This is a genomic window from Pantoea sp. At-9b, from assembly GCF_000175935.2.
Taxonomy (GTDB): Bacteria; Pseudomonadota; Gammaproteobacteria; order Enterobacterales; family Enterobacteriaceae; genus Pantoea.
Window position 1 is genome coordinate 155,092 of sequence record NC_014837.1, and the last position, 15,346, is coordinate 170,437.

The 15,346-nt window shown below is 53.6% G+C and carries 12 protein-coding genes; 8 read left to right on the top strand and 4 right to left on the bottom strand.

All coding sequences use genetic code 11. From position 1 onward, the window contains the following. Positions 1–330: 330 nt before the first annotated feature. Complete coding sequence (locus PAT9B_RS00655) at positions 331–1,263, bottom strand: sugar kinase (protein WP_013507328.1); 933 nt, start codon at positions 1,261–1,263, stop codon at positions 331–333. A 275-nt stretch (positions 1,264–1,538) separates the two neighbouring features. Here PAT9B_RS00655 and pdeH point away from each other — a divergent pair, with 275 nt between their 5' ends. Together pdeH and PAT9B_RS00665 are read left to right on the top strand one after the other, a co-directional pair. Further along, complete coding sequence (pdeH, locus tag PAT9B_RS00660; RefSeq protein ID WP_013507329.1) at positions 1,539–2,312, top strand: cyclic-guanylate-specific phosphodiesterase; 774 nt, start codon at positions 1,539–1,541, stop codon at positions 2,310–2,312. Between the two features lie 62 nt (positions 2,313–2,374). Further along, positions 2,375–4,435 (top strand): AsmA family protein, encoded by a 2,061-nt coding sequence (locus PAT9B_RS00665; RefSeq protein ID WP_013507330.1) that lies wholly within the window; start codon positions 2,375–2,377, stop codon positions 4,433–4,435. Here PAT9B_RS00665 and ppiC read toward each other — a convergent pair whose 3' ends face one another. Further along, positions 4,436–4,717: a peptidylprolyl isomerase PpiC gene (gene ppiC, locus PAT9B_RS00670; protein ID WP_013507331.1), complete on the bottom strand. Its 282-nt coding sequence runs from the start codon at positions 4,715–4,717 to the stop codon at positions 4,436–4,438. A gap of 153 nt (positions 4,718–4,870) precedes the next feature. Between ppiC and rep the strand changes: the two genes are divergently transcribed. Continuing rightward, positions 4,871–6,892, top strand: coding sequence for a DNA helicase Rep (gene rep, locus PAT9B_RS00675; protein WP_013507332.1), 2,022 nt, complete (start codon positions 4,871–4,873; stop codon positions 6,890–6,892). Between the two features lie 18 nt (positions 6,893–6,910). Continuing rightward, positions 6,911–8,029, top strand: coding sequence for a hypothetical protein (locus PAT9B_RS00680; RefSeq protein ID WP_013507333.1), 1,119 nt, complete (start codon positions 6,911–6,913; stop codon positions 8,027–8,029). 37 nt (positions 8,030–8,066) lie between these two features. On the opposite strand, the gene gppA is transcribed toward PAT9B_RS00680, so the two are convergent. Together gppA and rhlB are read right to left on the bottom strand one after the other, a co-directional pair. Next, positions 8,067–9,551 (bottom strand): guanosine-5'-triphosphate,3'-diphosphate diphosphatase, encoded by a 1,485-nt coding sequence (gppA, locus tag PAT9B_RS00685; RefSeq protein ID WP_013507334.1) that lies wholly within the window; start codon positions 9,549–9,551, stop codon positions 8,067–8,069. Between the two features lie 7 nt (positions 9,552–9,558). Continuing rightward, complete coding sequence (rhlB, locus tag PAT9B_RS00690; RefSeq protein ID WP_013507335.1) at positions 9,559–10,854, bottom strand: ATP-dependent RNA helicase RhlB; 1,296 nt, start codon at positions 10,852–10,854, stop codon at positions 9,559–9,561. 116 nt (positions 10,855–10,970) lie between these two features. Here rhlB and trxA point away from each other — a divergent pair, with 116 nt between their 5' ends. The 4 genes from trxA to wzzE all read left to right on the top strand — a co-directional run bounded on the left by trxA (position 10,971) and on the right by wzzE (position 15,339). Next, the gene (gene trxA / locus PAT9B_RS00695; protein ID WP_013507336.1) at positions 10,971–11,303 is read left to right on the top strand and encodes a thioredoxin TrxA; all 333 of its coding nucleotides are present in this window, start codon (positions 10,971–10,973) and stop codon (positions 11,301–11,303) included. A 347-nt stretch (positions 11,304–11,650) separates the two neighbouring features. Next, positions 11,651–12,910 (top strand): transcription termination factor Rho, encoded by a 1,260-nt coding sequence (gene rho / locus PAT9B_RS00700; RefSeq protein ID WP_013507337.1) that lies wholly within the window; start codon positions 11,651–11,653, stop codon positions 12,908–12,910. 275 nt (positions 12,911–13,185) lie between these two features. Next, positions 13,186–14,262, top strand: coding sequence for a UDP-N-acetylglucosamine--undecaprenyl-phosphate N-acetylglucosaminephosphotransferase (gene wecA / locus PAT9B_RS00705; RefSeq protein ID WP_013507338.1), 1,077 nt, complete (start codon positions 13,186–13,188; stop codon positions 14,260–14,262). 27 nt (positions 14,263–14,289) lie between these two features. Continuing rightward, positions 14,290–15,339 (top strand): ECA polysaccharide chain length modulation protein, encoded by a 1,050-nt coding sequence (gene wzzE, locus PAT9B_RS00710; RefSeq protein WP_013507339.1) that lies wholly within the window; start codon positions 14,290–14,292, stop codon positions 15,337–15,339. The last annotated feature ends 7 nt before the right edge of the window (positions 15,340–15,346 follow it).

The following is a 15,346-nucleotide window of genomic DNA, read 5'->3' on the forward strand; positions in this document are numbered from 1 at the left end:
TCGTTTTTGTGGTCGCGGCCGGATCAACAGCATCCTGCTGTTATTGATTAAAACATGGTCTGTTTTCCGTCGGTCGTCCAGCCGAAAACCGTGAATTCCGACAGATTCGGACTATGCCTGGCGCACCGTTTTGTTGCCATAACACGTTGAATTTAAAATTAGATCTTAAGCCGGGCTAAAGCAGCCAGACGTGTTTTTGCCGGGAAATGGATCTCCGCAGGTCGCAGGGGAAACTGCCGGGAGTAAGTGCTGCCTTAAGGTAAATTTATGGCGGTGGTTTGTTAGCGAGGATGATGATTGATACGCCCTGGCGGCCAGGGCGTAGGTGGATTACTGTGGCATGGCGCTCAGAGGAATGATCGCGCCGCGATGTTGGATCACGGTGCTGGCGGTGAGGTGGCCTCGTGCGGCGGCAGCGTCCGGCGCAGCACCCTGTAAACGCAACGCCAGATAGCCTGCGCTGAAGGAGTCACCGGCGGCGGTGGTATCAATCACTTTTTCTTTTGCCAGCTTAATGGCAGGGACATCGTACAGCGGTGATGCGCCAACGGACACCAAACAGGATTCAGCGCCACGCTTGATGACAATCTCCTGCACGCCCGCGTTGCGGGTGCGGGTCAGCACGGCTTCCAGCGGTTGTTCACCCCATAACAGATGCTCATCATCCAGTGTCAGGAAGGCGATATCGGTATGTTGCAGCATGGCAGCATACGCCTGTTGTGCGCTGGTTTTATCGGCCCACAGGCGTGGACGATAGTTATTATCGAAAATCACTTTGCCACCGTTCTGACGGCAAGCGCTGAGCAGGGCCATCAGCTTCTCGCGGCTGGCGGCGGGTAAAATAGCCAGGCTGATGCCGCTGAGATAGAGATAATCGTAGTGGGCCAACTGTTGGCAGATGGCATCGGATTGCGGGCTATCGAGCCAGTAGCGCGCAGCGGCATCGCTACGCCAGTACCAGAAGGTACGTTCGCCGTGCTCATCGGTTTCGATGAAGTACAGACCCGGCATTTTGTTGTCGAGTCGCTGGATCAACCCTGTCTGTACCTGCTCCTGTTGCCAGGCGGCAATCATCTGGTCACTGAAGCTGTCGGTGCCGAGGGCGGTAACGTAATCAACGCGCAATTGCTCAGTGGCAGACTGGCGCGCCAGATATACCGCGGTGTTCAGGGTGTCGCCACCAAAACCGCGTTTGATGTTCTCACCTTTTTCGGACAGCTCAATCATGCATTCGCCAATGATGGCGATTTTTTTCTGCGTCATGGTCTTCGGCCTGTAGTGAATTCTGCCCCTAGTCTCGCGTCTGGTATGGCAGCAGTCAATGTTTTTCAAAACGGCGTTTTAATTCCACTTAAGGTGTAAAACAGTGTGTTCAAGAGTAATTTAGCCGCGTAATTGTTGCTTGTTTTACCGATTAAGCGCGACGCGCGCTGATACACTCAAGAGCTCGTGTGGCTGCTCAGGTTGATAAAGCTATCCACCGATACTTGCCGCTGAGATGCTATTTGCAGGCACTCACCACCTACCAGGAAAAAACCATGGTGATGAAGAATTTTAGTCATCGACTGCCTTCTTCAATTGAACTGGAGCAACAACAGGAAACGCGTCTCTTCTGGCAGCAGTGCCAACGATTCTATACTTTCCAGCCGATCTACCAGGTCTCGGGCCACTTACTGGCTATTGAATTACTGACTGCGGTGACACACCCATCCGCACCAGAAAAAAGGCTGTCGCCGGAAATCTATTTTGACGCGCTGGATATCCCGCAGCGTCTCGACGTGGTGCAGGAACAGCTGGAACTGTTGATGCAATGGTCGACCCTTTTTAGTCAGCGTCAGTTGGTGGCTTCGGTCAATATTGATGGCCCGACGTTGCTGGCGATTCAGCAGCACCCCCAGATCCGTAACCTGATTGCCCAACTGCCGTGGGTACGCTTTGAACTCACCGAACATCATGTGTTGCCACAGGAAGAGATGATCGCGCAGATGCCGGAGCTAGGGCCGTTATGGCTGGATGATTTTGGTTCCGGCATGGCGAATTTCTCTGCCCTGACCGAGTTGCGTTATGACTACATTAAGCTGTCGCGTGAACTGTTTATTTTGCTGCGTTCCACCGATGAAGGACGCACGCTGTTTTCCATGCTGCTGGCCTTGATCAACCGTTATTGCAACGGAGTGATCGTGGAAGGCGTGGAAACCGAGGAAGAGTGGCAGCAGGTGCGTAGCTCACCCGCTCTGGCGGCACAAGGTTATTTCTTCTCCCGCCCGGTTCCGTTTAGCGAACTGGAGAACATGGCACAGGCGCTTCCCTGATACCCTTCCTCAACGTCTCGTCTATCTTTAAGTAAGACGTGGAAGGACAAGGAGGAAGCAGCATGTCACGAACAGGAAAAGTCCTGAGTTGGGTTATCGGGATTTTTTTGTTGTTGGTTGTGGTGATCGTCGTCGTGATCGCGACGTTTGACTGGAATCGCCTGAAACCAACCATCAACCAGAAAGTCTCGGCAGAACTGAATCGACCGTTCGCCATTCGTGGCGATCTTGGCGTGGCCTGGGTACGTAATCGTGATGAACCTGGCTGGCGCAGTTGGGTGCCCTGGCCGCAGGTACATGCCGACGATATTATGCTGGGCAATCCGCCCACCATTCCTGATGTCACGATGGTGCATTTGCAGCGCGTAGAGGCGACCTTAGCGCCGCTGGCACTGCTGCATAAACAGGTTTATCTGCCGTGGATCAAACTCCAGCGCCCCGATGCGCGGTTGGTTCAGACCGCAGATAAACACAACAACTGGACCTTCAACCTCGCCAGCAGCAGCAACGGTGAGGCCAATGCGGCCCCCTCAGCCTGGTCGTTCCGCCTCGATAATATTCTGTTCGATCAAGGGCAGGTTCGCTATCGCGATGCAATTAACCAAGCGGATGTCAGCGTCACGATCAATCCGCTGGGTAAACCCGTGCCCTACACTCAGGTGGCTGGAGGGGATGATCAGCAGCAGGGTGCCGGTGACTTTGTCTTTGGCTGGCAGGCGAGCGGCACTTATAACAATCAGCGTTTAGACGGGGAAGGTAAAATTGGCGGGATGTTGTCGCTACGCAGCCAGACCACACCTTTTCCGTTACAGGTTGATGTGCGCAATGGCACCACGCGGGTGCGGGTTGACGGGACATTGCAGGACCCGCTCAACCTCGGGGGGCTGGATGTTCGGCTGCGTTTCTCCGGCGACACCCTGGCGAATCTGTACGGTTTGACCGGTGTGCTTTTACCGGATACGCCGCCATATGAAACGGATGGGCATCTGATCGCGCGTTTTAATGACGAAAAAGGCGCGCTGTTCCGTTACGAAAAATTCAATGGTCATATCGGTGACAGCGATATTCATGGCTCGCTGGTTTACCGTCAGGGCAAACCGCGTCCAAGCCTGACCGGCGATCTTTCGTCGAACCAGTTGCGCATGGCCGATTTAGGCCCGTTGATTGGCGTCAACTCCGGTAAGGGCAGTGAGAAAACGCAGCAGGCGAAAGCGCAGCGTGGTGCAGCCTCAACACAACCTGCCGATCGTGTTCTGCCGCACGACAAGTTCGATACCAAAAGCTGGGGCGCGATGGATGCCGATGTGAAGTTTAGCGGCAAGCGTATCGAACACAGCAATTCGCTACCGTTGAGCGATCTTTATACCCATTTGCAGCTCAATCAGGGGGATCTGCGTCTTGATCCGTTGCGCTTTGGCATGGCCGGCGGCGCGTTGAATTCCACGATCCACCTGGAAGGGAATCGCAGTCCGATGCGTGGCCGGGCGGATTTGCACGTGCGTAAACTTCAGTTGCGGCAACTGTTCCCTAACGTGCAGGCGATGCAGAAAAGCCTCGGTCAGTTGAATGGTGATGCGACGTTAAGCGGTACCGGCAATTCAGTGGCGGACCTGCTGGCTACCAGCGATGGCGAGTTGAAGCTGCTGATGAACGATGGGCTGATTAGCCGCAGCCTGATGGAGATTGCCGGGCTGAACGTCGGTAACTATGTGGTGGGCAAACTGTTTGGTGATGATGAGGTCCGCATCAACTGTGCGGCTACCGATCTCAACATTCGCAATGGGCTGGCGACACCGAAATTGTTTGTGTTCGATACCGAGAATGCGGTGATTAATGTGTCAGGCAGTGCCAACTTTGCCAATGAACGGCTCGATTTGACTATCGATCCGCAGAGTAAAGGTATCCGCATCATGACGTTGCGCTCGCCGTTGTATGTGCGCGGCACCTTCAAAAATCCGGATGCCGGGGTGAAAGCCGGGCCGCTGATTGCCCGTGGTGCTGCGGCGCTGGCGTTGGGGGCGGTAGTGGCACCCGCCGCAGCGTTGTTGGCATTGGTGTCACCCAGCGATACCGACAGCAATCAATGCAGCAACGTGTTGCAGCAGATGAAGCAGAAGAAATGATCAGTTACGCCACAGCACCTTGATGATGTGGTAGCCGAAGGCGGTTTTCACTGGTCCATAGGGTTGCAGCAATGGGCAGCTGAACACCGCCTTGTCGAAGGCCGGGACCATCTGGCCTTTGCGGAATTCACCTAAGTCGCCACCGTTACGCCCGGAAGGGCAGGTGGAGTGTTTTTTTGCCAGCTGCTGAAAGTTCGCGCCTTTTTCCAGTTGCGCCAGTAGCGCTTTTGCTTTTGCTTCATCCTTCACCAGGATGTGTAAAGCCGCCGCGGTTTTCGCCATGATTCGGTCCTGTTGTGTATAATCGTCGCGCATTATAGCCTGCACAGATTGGTAGCGGCGCGATTTATCGCGCGAGTGTTATGCGCCTGAAAAGAGCGCGATAAATCGCGCCGCTACATGTGCAATGTTGATCCTGATGAGTGAAATCCCGTTATGCGTTTAAACCCCGGCCAACAACGTGCTGTCGAATTTGTCACCGGTCCCTGTCTGGTGCTGGCCGGTGCTGGCTCGGGTAAAACCCGTGTGATCACCAATAAAATCGCCCATCTGATCCGCGACTGCGGCTATCAGGCGCGCCATATCGCGGCGGTGACCTTCACCAACAAAGCTTCGCGCGAGATGAAAGAACGTGTGGCGCAGACGCTGGGGCGCAAAGAAGCGCGTGGCCTGATGATCTCTACCTTCCACACCCTGGGGCTGGAGATTATCAAACGCGAATATGCCGCGTTGGGGATGAAATCGACCTTTTCCCTGTTCGACGATCAGGATCAGCTGGCGTTGCTCAAGGACCTGACCAAACAGTGGCTGGAAGAGGACAAGACGCAGTTACAGCAGCTGATTTCGACCATTTCGAACTGGAAGAATGACCTGGTCGATCCACAGGCGGCCGTGGGCGGGGCCAAATCCCAGCGTGACCAGATTTTTGCCCATTGCTACCAACTGTATGATCAACACCTGAAAGCCTGCAACGTGCTGGATTTCGACGATTTGATCCTGTTACCGACGTTACTGCTGAAACGTAATCAGGAAGTGCGGGAACGCTGGCAGCAGCGTATCCGTTACCTGTTGGTGGATGAATATCAGGACACCAACACCAGCCAATACGAGTTGGTAAAACTGCTGGTGGGCGCACGGGCGCGTTTTACCGTGGTGGGTGATGATGACCAGTCGATCTACTCGTGGCGTGGCGCGCGGCCGCAAAACCTGGTGCTGCTGAAAGAGGATTTTCCGGCGCTGGAAGTGGTCAAACTGGAGCAGAATTACCGCTCGTCGCAGCGCATTCTGAAAGCCGCCAACATCCTGATCGCCAACAATCCGCATGTGTTTGAGAAGCGGCTGTTTTCTGAGCTGGGGATCGGCAACGAGCTGAAGGTGCTAATGGCAAACAACGAGGACCATGAAGCGGAACGCGTGGCCGGTGAGTTGATTGCGCATCACTTTATCAATAAGACGCAGTACAAGGACTACGCCATTCTCTATCGCGGCAACCATCAGTCGCGGGTGTTTGAGAAGCTGCTGATGCAGAACCGTATTCCGTATCGCATCTCGGGTGGCACCTCGTTTTTCTCCCGCCCGGAGATCAAAGATTTGCTGGCTTACCTGCGCGTGCTCACCAACCCGGCAGATGACAGTGCGTTCCTGCGAATTGTGAATACGCCACGCCGGGAAATTGGCCCCGCCACGCTGCAAAAACTGGGTGAATGGGCCACGTTGCGTAACAAGAGTTTGTTTAACGCCAGTTTCGATATGGGGCTGGGGCAAACTCTGACCGGGCGCGGGCTGGAGCATCTGCAACGCTTTACCGGCTGGTTGCATGAGATCATTCAACTGTCCGAGCGCGAACCGATCAACGCGGTGCGCGATCTGATTCGCGGCATCGACTATGAAAGCTGGCTGTTCGAAACCTCACCCAGCCCGAAAGCCGCTGAAATGCGGATGAAAAACGTCAATATGTTGTTTCAGTGGATGACGGAAATGCTTGAAGGCAGTGAGCTGGATGAACCCATGACGCTGGCGCAGGTGGTCACCCGGTTCACGCTGCGCGATATGATGGAACGCGGTGAGAGCGACGAGGATGTTGATCAGGTGCAGCTGATGACGCTGCATGCTTCGAAAGGTCTGGAGTTTCCGTATGTGTATCTGGTGGGCATGGAAGAGGGCATTCTGCCGCACCAGAGCAGTATTGATGAAAACAATATTGAGGAGGAGCGTCGTCTGGCGTATGTGGGTATCACCCGTGCGCAGAAGGAGCTAACCTTTACGTTGTGCCGCGAACGCCGCCAGTACGGTGAGTTGGTGCGCCCGGAGCCGAGCCGCTTCCTGCTGGAGTTGCCGCAGGATGATGTTGAATGGGAACGCGAGAAGAAAGTGGTGAGCGCCGAGGAAAGGATGAAAACGGGGCAGACTCGCGTCGCCGGATTAAGGGCGATGCTGGAGAATGCAAAAGGGAAGTAATCAGGGAGATGAAACAATATGCCACGGATAGACATTACCGGTTCAAATACCATCCCGCAGAGCGAACCTGCTGGCCAACCTGTTAGGTTTTTTTTTCGACGCATAAGTAATACTTTCACACGCATGTTTTCGCAATCTGTGTCTGCGACGACATCGCCACCACCGCTGATCATCACCCCAGAGATGAAACGTACTGAGCTTCAGCTGCTTTTCGGCGGGCATATATCATCCAGTTGGAGTATTTTTGATAAGTTTGAATCTCTCGCACAGAGTGGGACAGAACCTGAAAAGGTTCTGCCTCATGGCATGACGGCAGACTTATCATTTGTGAGAGATTTACATAACGAAATCAGAAATGCCTTATTAAATTCCCATGCGTCATATGAAAGCTTTAAGTCACTATATTCTAAGCTTGTTACACCCTTACAAGACTTTAAAACGCCATTTTTTTTCTCCAGTGAAATGGAACGAATATTAGGAGAAGTTAATCGGCTTGGCGAGCCTGGTGAAGTGGGATCGATATATTATTGCCACTACAGAAAAACAAAAGAAAAACTCTACCAGGAATATGTTGCGGCTGAAGAAGTATATTTTAAAAATAATCCACAGTTACTGCAAAAACAACAGCAACGCTATGTTTATAGCCAAGTGGAGCCAGTAAGGGATACCAGTCAGCCTAAAAAAGGGGTCTTTTGGGGCGACATAGTCAAAACATTAAACTCAATGCGCAATGATTTGATTAATTTGAAAAAAGAGGTCAATTGCCTCCTGTTGGCACAACCGAGTGACGATGCAAGTAAAGATAAGGTTTATGAGAAGTTGAAAGATGTTGAAGCCTTATTGTGGAAAGTAGGGGGGTATTTTGCGTCAGTGTTGAAGGGTGCGCTGATTCAGTTAAAGGTTAATCCTCATACTTATATGAATAAGGGTGTTGATTATAATAATTATACACAGACATATCATGATTATGGTGTCAGGATTGAAATCCCTTGCCTGATTACGGAATACCGAATCACTGTTGCCGGAAAGGATTATACGCTAATGAACTTGCTGAAAGAGGCAAAGGTTGCTGACAGCCTTATCAAAAGCATGCATGAAATAAATGCGGCAATCAAAGAGATGTTTCTGATAAATTAATAGCATAGTGGCGCGATTTTTATCGCGCCACGACACATCAGGAAATCGTCAGCAACCAGTGCACGTAAGACTGGAAATGGCTCTCCTGCTCCAACAGCTCCGCCCGTAACGGATGTGCCTGTAACCAGCCGGCGGGCAATGTCAGATGCAGCGCATCATCATCGGCCTGCAAACGTACTGCCGGTAAGGTGTCATCGCGACGACGGCTGGAGAAGATAATCGCCAGACGCAGCAAACGGCACAGACGCTCTGCCAGACGCGGTGGCACCGCATTCTGTTGCGTCAGTAACGCCAGATCGATGCTGCCAGTCTGGTTTTGCAACAGGCAGGCCAACAGTTTTTTCTGGGCGGGGGTAAATCCGGGAAGATCGAGATGGCGAATCAGATAAGCGGCGTGTTGTGAGGCCTGACGGAAATCAACGCTCAGGCCAATTTCGTGAATCGAACAGGCGCTAAGCAGCAGATCACGACATCGATGATCCAACTTCCAGGCAGGACTGACCTGGCGGAAAAAACTTTCAGCCAATTGACGCACGCGTTCCGCCTGATCAACATCGATGGTGAAGCGGCGTTGCACGTTTTGCAGGGTACGGCTGCGGATATCGCGATCAATCGGTTGATGCAGCATGCCGTACACCAGACCCTCGCGCAGTGCGCCACCGGCCAGCGTCATGCTTTCAATGTTCAGTTCCTGGAAGATAGCGATCAGGATCGACAAGCCGCTCGGGAACACCAACGCGCGTTCCAGCGTTAACCCTTCAATCTCCAGCTCTTCCAGCTTGCCGCACTGAATGGCGCGCTGCTTAAGCTGCTGCAGTTTGCTGAGGGTAATGCGTTCATCCATCCCCTGCGCCACCATAATTTCTTGGAGCGCCTGCACGGTGCCGGAAGCACCGACACAAATCTGCCAACCTTTTTCCCGCAGTGCCAGCGTAACCGGACGAATCATCTCGCGCGCGGCCAGTTCGGCTTGGGCAAAGTTCTCTTTCGCCAGATGGCGATCGCTGAAGTAACGCTCCAGCCAGGTGACACAACCCATCGACAGGCTAAACAACGCTGTCGCATGAGAACCCTCACCGGTCACCAGTTCGGTACTGCCACCACCAATATCCACCACCAAACGCTGATCGGAGCCACCGGTGGTATGCGCCACGCCCTGATAAATCAGGCGGGCTTCTTCTTCGCCACTGATGACGTTGACCGGGCAACCGAGGATGTGTTCCGCAGTGGTGAGGAAGTCTTGCGCGTTAGTGGCGAGACGCAGCGTGGCCGTAGCGACCACGCGAATCTGTTCAGGAGGAATATCCTGCAGTTGTTCGGAGAAAAGTTTCAGGCACTGCCAGCCGCGCTGCATCGCTTCCGCCGAGAGCTGGCTCTCTTTGTCCAGACCGGCCGCCAGGCGCACCTTGCGCTTTATCCGCGCGACCGTCTGAATGCTGCCAGAGACTTCGCGTACCACCAACATATGAAAACTGTTGGAACCCAGATCAATCGCAGCATAAAGAGACGATGCGCTTAGCATGGTGTGCTTAACCCGAACGTTTACGGTTGTTGTTGCGCGGCGCGCCACTGCGACGGTTGGCATTGTTGCCACCACGACGCGGGCCATTGCCTGAGCGGTTACGGGTCAAACGTTTCGGCGGTGGCAGGTCACTCAGCAGCGCTTCGCTGTTGTACTTGCTCACCGGAATACCGTGGCCGATATACTCTTCAATGGCGGGCAGATTCAGCGCGTACTCTTCACAGGCGAGGCTGATAGAGTGACCGCTGGCACCCGCGCGGCCAGTACGACCAATACGGTGCACGTAATCTTCACGATCGTCGGGCAGGTCGTAGTTGAACACATGGGTTACCGCAGGAATGTGCAGCCCACGTGCGGCGACATCGGTTGCCACCAGAATATCGACGTCACCTTTGGTGAAATCGTCGAGGATGCGCAGACGTTTTTTCTGTGCCACATCACCGGTCAGCAGGCCGACGCGATGACCATCGGCGGCCAGATGACCCCAGATGTCTTCACAGCGATGCTTGGTGTTGGCGAAGACGATGGCGCGATCCGGCCACTCTTCTTCCAGTAACGTTTGCAGCAGGCGCATCTTCTCTTCGTTCGAAGGATAGAAAAGTTCTTCTTTGATGCGGTGGCCGGTTTTCTGTTCCGGTTCCACTTCCACGTATTCCGCGTTGTTCATGTGCTCGAACGCCAGTTCACGCACACGGTACGACAGCGTCGCGGAGAACAACATGCTCAGACGTTGCGTTGCCGGAGGAATTCGGCGGAACACCCAACGGATGTCTTTGATAAAGCCGAGGTCGAACATGCGGTCAGCTTCATCCAGCACCACCACCTGAATGGCACCCAGGTTGATGTGGTTCTGTTTGGCGTAATCGATCAAGCGGCCGGTGGTGCCGACCAGGATATCCACGCCTTGTTCCAGCACTTTCAGCTGCTTATCGTAGCCGTCGCCGCCATAGGCCAGACCCAGCTTCAGGCCGGTGGCTTCTGCCAGCGGTTCTGCATCGGCGTGGATCTGTACCGCCAGCTCACGCGTGGGTGCCATGATCAAGGCGCGCGGCTGATTCACCTGACGGCCTTCAGCCGCAGGATGCGTAAGGAGATGATGAAACGTTGACGTCAGGAACGCCATCGTTTTGCCAGTACCGGTTTGCGCCTGACCCGCGACGTCACGCCCTGAAAGCGTAAGAGGCAACGCGAGCGCCTGAATCGGCGTGCAGTTATGAAAGCCTTTCTTTTCAAGGGCTTCCACTACCTTTGGGTGCAGGGCGAAGTCGGAAAACTTCTGTTCTGTTAAGTGTGTTTTGCTCATAGTGTGGTAGAATATCAGCTTACTATCGCTTTACGAAAGCGTATCCGATGAAATAAAGTCAACCTACGTTGGTAAATATTACGCCAATTCGCCAGGCATAATCTTTGGAGTAAAACATGAGCAGCGATAAAATCGTTCACCTGACCGATGACAGTTTCGACACCGATGTGCTGAAAGCAGAAGGTGTGACTCTGGTAGATTTCTGGGCTGAATGGTGTGGTCCTTGCAAAATGATCGCACCGATTCTTGATGAAGTCGCAGAAGAGTACGACGGCAAGCTCACCATCGCCAAGCTGAACATTGATGACAACCCGGGCACCGCGCCGAAGTACGGCATCCGCGGCATTCCGACCCTGCTGCTGTTTAAGAACGGCGAGGTGGCGGCGACCAAAGTTGGCGCACTGTCAAAAGGCCAGTTGAAAGAGTTCCTGAACGCTAACCTGGGCTAAGCCCGGCGCAGCGTTTCGTCCGCAGTGGCGAATTTTTTCTCCACTGCTGGACGTCTCCCTTTTAGCGTGATAAGTTGTCAATACTGCATTACGCACTTACCTTGTAGTTTGCATCTAAAAGATTTCCCTTGTCAGACCCTATTCGCATTGAACGTTTTCGTGGTTTGGCAATCTGACGGCTAGTACCCCTGGCAACATTATCGACCGTCTCCTCGCTATCTATCGCCATCCCTGACGATATCCGTCGAGCAGAGTCGAAAAAGAGCCATTAAACAGGCATGGAATATTCGCCATACCATTCACGACAAACATTTCGAGAATTACCCCGAGTTTAAGAACCCATCACTATGAATCTTACCGAATTAAAGAATACGCCGGTTTCTGAGCTGATTACTCTCGGCGAAAATATGGGGCTGGAAAACCTGGCGCGTATGCGCAAGCAGGATATTATTTTCGCCATTCTGAAGCAGCACGCGAAGAGTGGCGAAGACATCTTCGGTGATGGTGTGCTGGAGATACTGCAGGATGGATTTGGTTTCCTCCGCTCCGCAGACAGCTCCTACCTCGCCGGTCCCGACGACATCTACGTTTCTCCCAGCCAAATTCGCCGCTTCAACCTTCGCACAGGTGACACCATCTCCGGCAAAATCCGCCCGCCGAAAGAAGGTGAGCGTTACTTTGCCCTGCTGAAGGTCAATGAAGTTAACTACGACAAGCCGGAAAACGCCCGTAGTAAGATTCTGTTCGAAAACCTCACGCCGCTGCACGCCAACAGCCGTTTGCGTATGGAACGGGGTAATGGTTCTACTGAAGACCTGACGGCTCGCGTACTGGACCTGGCGTCTCCGATTGGTCGTGGTCAGCGTGGCTTGATCGTGGCACCGCCGAAAGCCGGTAAAACCATGCTGTTGCAGAACATCGCGCAGAGCATCGCCTACAATCACCCGGATTGCGTGCTGATGGTGCTGCTGATTGACGAACGTCCGGAAGAAGTGACCGAGATGCAGCGCCTGGTGAAAGGCGAAGTGATTGCATCAACCTTCGACGAACCGGCTTCCCGTCACGTACAGGTTGCGGAAATGGTGATCGAGAAGGCCAAGCGCCTGGTTGAGCACAAAAAAGACGTGATCATCCTGCTCGACTCCATCACTCGTCTGGCGCGTGCCTACAACACCGTTGTTCCGGCTTCCGGTAAAGTGTTGACCGGTGGTGTGGATGCCAACGCCCTGCATCGTCCGAAGCGTTTCTTCGGTGCGGCGCGTAACGTAGAAGAGGGTGGTAGCCTGACGATCATCGCGACGGCGCTGGTTGATACCGGTTCGAAGATGGACGAAGTCATCTACGAAGAATTTAAAGGTACGGGCAACATGGAATTGCACCTTTCCCGTAAAATTGCGGAAAAACGTGTGTTCCCGGCGATTGACTACAACCGCTCCGGTACGCGTAAAGAAGAGCTGCTTACCTCTTCTGAAGAGCTGCAGAAGATGTGGATCCTGCGCAAAATCATCCATCCGATGGGTGAAATTGACGCGATGGAGTTCCTCATCAACAAACTGGCGATGACCAAAACCAACGACGAATTCTTCGATATGATGAAGCGTTCCTGACGCGTTGGGTGCGAAAAGTCTCTCAGCTACTCTTTTCGCACAAATTGCCAGGATTTATCGCTAACGCCACGTCTTAACGTGGCGTTTTTCATTTTCGGGCATTAGGATTATGCGAGCCGGGAGTATTTATAATGACTGTGGCGGAAGTGCTGGATTTTTAACCGATCGCACACTTCTGGAGCAGAATTAGGACTAAGGATGAACGGCAAAGGCAAAAAATTTGCCTATTGTTGTCCACGATTTTAGCTGAGAGCGTTAATGTGAATTTACTCACTATGAGTACTGAGCTTGGTATAGTTTTCCTGTTTTCCTTAGCGTTCCTGTTTTTTGCTCGCAAAGTGGCTAAAAAAATCGGACTTGTTGACACGCCAAACTCCAGAAAACGCCATCATGGAGCTATCCCGCTCGTCGGGGGGATTTCCGTTTATGCGGGGATCTGCTTCGCGTTTATCATTTCTAATTACTATCTCCCTCATGCTTTGCTGTATCTCGGTTGTGCCGGGCTGCTGGTGCTGGTCGGTGCGCTGGATGATCGCTTCGATATCAGCGTGAAAATTCGTGCTGCCGTGCAGGCTCTGGTCGCGGTAGTGATGATGGCGGGTGCCAAACTCTACCTGCTCAGTCTCGGGTTTATCATTGGTCCGGTCGAGCTGATCGTGGGGCCATTTGGCTACGTGTTGACACTGTTTGCCGTCTGGGCAGCCATTAACGCCTTCAATATGGTGGACGGGATTGATGGCCTGCTGGGGGGGTTGTCATGCGTCACCTTCGGTGCCATGGGCATCATTCTTTACTTCGATGGGCAAACCAGTCTGGCGATGTGGTGCTTTGCCATGATTGCTGCCACCATCCCCTATATCCTGCTCAACCTCGGCTTCCTCGGGCGACGCTACAAAGTGTTCATGGGGGACGCGGGCAGCACCATGATTGGTTTCACCATCATCTGGATTTTGCTGGAAACCACCCAGGGGTTGAGTCACCCGATTACCCCCGTCACCGCGCTGTGGCTGATTGCCATTCCCTTAATGGATATGGTTGCCATCATGTATCGCCGGCTGCGTAAAGGGATGAGTCCGTTTTCGGCGGATCGTCAGCATATCCACCATCTGATTATGCGTGCAGGTTTCACCTCTCGGCAGGCGTTCCTGCTGATTACCGTGGCAGCGGCGATCCTCGCGGGTATCGGGGTATTGGGCGAGTATCTGGCCTTTATTCCGGAGTGGGTCATGCTGTTGTTGTTTTTGGTGGCGTTTTTATTCTATGGCTATTGCCTGAAGCACGCCTGGCGCGTAGCGCGCAAAGTTCGCCGTATCAAACGTCGCTGGCAAAGTGCTGGCGATGATAAAAAATAAGTTGTACCCAGAAAAGGATCCCTTGTTATGACCTCTGGAGTTGTGGAGAACGAACTGGATATTCGCGGCCTGTGCTGCACGTTATGGCGTGGCAAACGCTGGATTATTGGTCTGGCGCTGCTGTTCGCGTTGCTGGCATGGTTGGCATCTATGCTGATGAAGCAGGTATGGAGTACCACCGCGATCACCGATCGACCCACGGTTAACATGCTGGGGGATTACTTCGTCCAGCAGCAATTTCTCAATAACCTGGATGTGCGTAACAACACCCTGAGCCTGAGTACGCCCGCGCCGACGGTCATGGATGAGGTCTATCAGGAGTTCACCATGCAGCTGGCCTCATGGGATACGCGACGGGATTTTTGGGCGCAGACGGATTACTATAAAAGCCGTAAAAGTGGTAACGCCCACAACGATGCGGCGTTACTCGACGACCTGATCAACAACATTCAGTTCATGCCTGCTGACCCGGCGCACAATACCCTGAACAGCATCAAGCTGGTGGCCGAAAGCGCCAGTGATGCCAATAATCTGTTGCGCCAGTACATCGCTTACGCCAGTGAGCGGGCTGCACGTCATCTCAATGCGGAGCTGAAAGGTGCCTGGCAGGCACGGGCCGAACAGTTGCAGGCGCAGGTGAAACGCCAGGAAGACGTTGCACAGGCGGTATTCACGCGTCAGCGTCAGCGGATCGAACAGGCACTGAAAGTCGCCAGCCAGCAGGGCATTAAAGAAAATCGCGCGCCGGTGGCGGGCGAAACGTTGCCGGACAGCGATCGTTTTCTGCTGGGACAGCAAATGCTCCAGGCGCAACTCGATACCTTGCAGGCCAGCGGACCTGCTTACGATTTAAGCTATGATCAAAACAGAGCGATGTTGAGTACATTGCAGGCCGGGCCACGTGTGGATCAACAGTTCCAGACCTACCGCTATCTGCGCACCCCCGAAGAACCGGTGAAGCGCGATAGTCCGCGTCGGCTGTTTATGATGATCATGTGGGGCGTCATCGGCGCGCTGGTGGGAGCGGGGGTTGCATTGGTGCGCCGTCCGCGCCCGATGTCACCAACGAGTCATTGAGAGAAGC

Excerpts from the sequence above, each read along its gene's own strand:
- trxA (WP_013507336.1), top strand. The coding sequence starts at position 10,971 with ATGAGCAGCGATAAAATCGTTCACCTGACCGATGACAGTTTCGACACC.
- wzzE (WP_013507339.1), top strand. The coding sequence starts at position 14,290 with ATGACCTCTGGAGTTGTGGAGAACGAACTGGATATTCGCGGCCTGTGC.
- PAT9B_RS00665 (WP_013507330.1), top strand. The coding sequence starts at position 2,375 with ATGTCACGAACAGGAAAAGTCCTGAGTTGGGTTATCGGGATTTTTTTG.
- rho (WP_013507337.1), top strand. The coding sequence starts at position 11,651 with ATGAATCTTACCGAATTAAAGAATACGCCGGTTTCTGAGCTGATTACT.
- rep (WP_013507332.1), top strand. The coding sequence starts at position 4,871 with ATGCGTTTAAACCCCGGCCAACAACGTGCTGTCGAATTTGTCACCGGT.
- PAT9B_RS00680 (WP_013507333.1), top strand. The coding sequence starts at position 6,911 with ATGCCACGGATAGACATTACCGGTTCAAATACCATCCCGCAGAGCGAA.
- gppA (WP_013507334.1), bottom strand. The coding sequence starts at position 9,551 with ATGCTAAGCGCATCGTCTCTTTATGCTGCGATTGATCTGGGTTCCAAC.
- PAT9B_RS00655 (WP_013507328.1), bottom strand. The coding sequence starts at position 1,263 with ATGACGCAGAAAAAAATCGCCATCATTGGCGAATGCATGATTGAGCTG.
- ppiC (WP_013507331.1), bottom strand. The coding sequence starts at position 4,717 with ATGGCGAAAACCGCGGCGGCTTTACACATCCTGGTGAAGGATGAAGCA.
- wecA (WP_013507338.1), top strand. The coding sequence starts at position 13,186 with ATGAGTACTGAGCTTGGTATAGTTTTCCTGTTTTCCTTAGCGTTCCTG.
- rhlB (WP_013507335.1), bottom strand. The coding sequence starts at position 10,854 with ATGAGCAAAACACACTTAACAGAACAGAAGTTTTCCGACTTCGCCCTG.
- pdeH (WP_013507329.1), top strand. The coding sequence starts at position 1,539 with ATGGTGATGAAGAATTTTAGTCATCGACTGCCTTCTTCAATTGAACTG.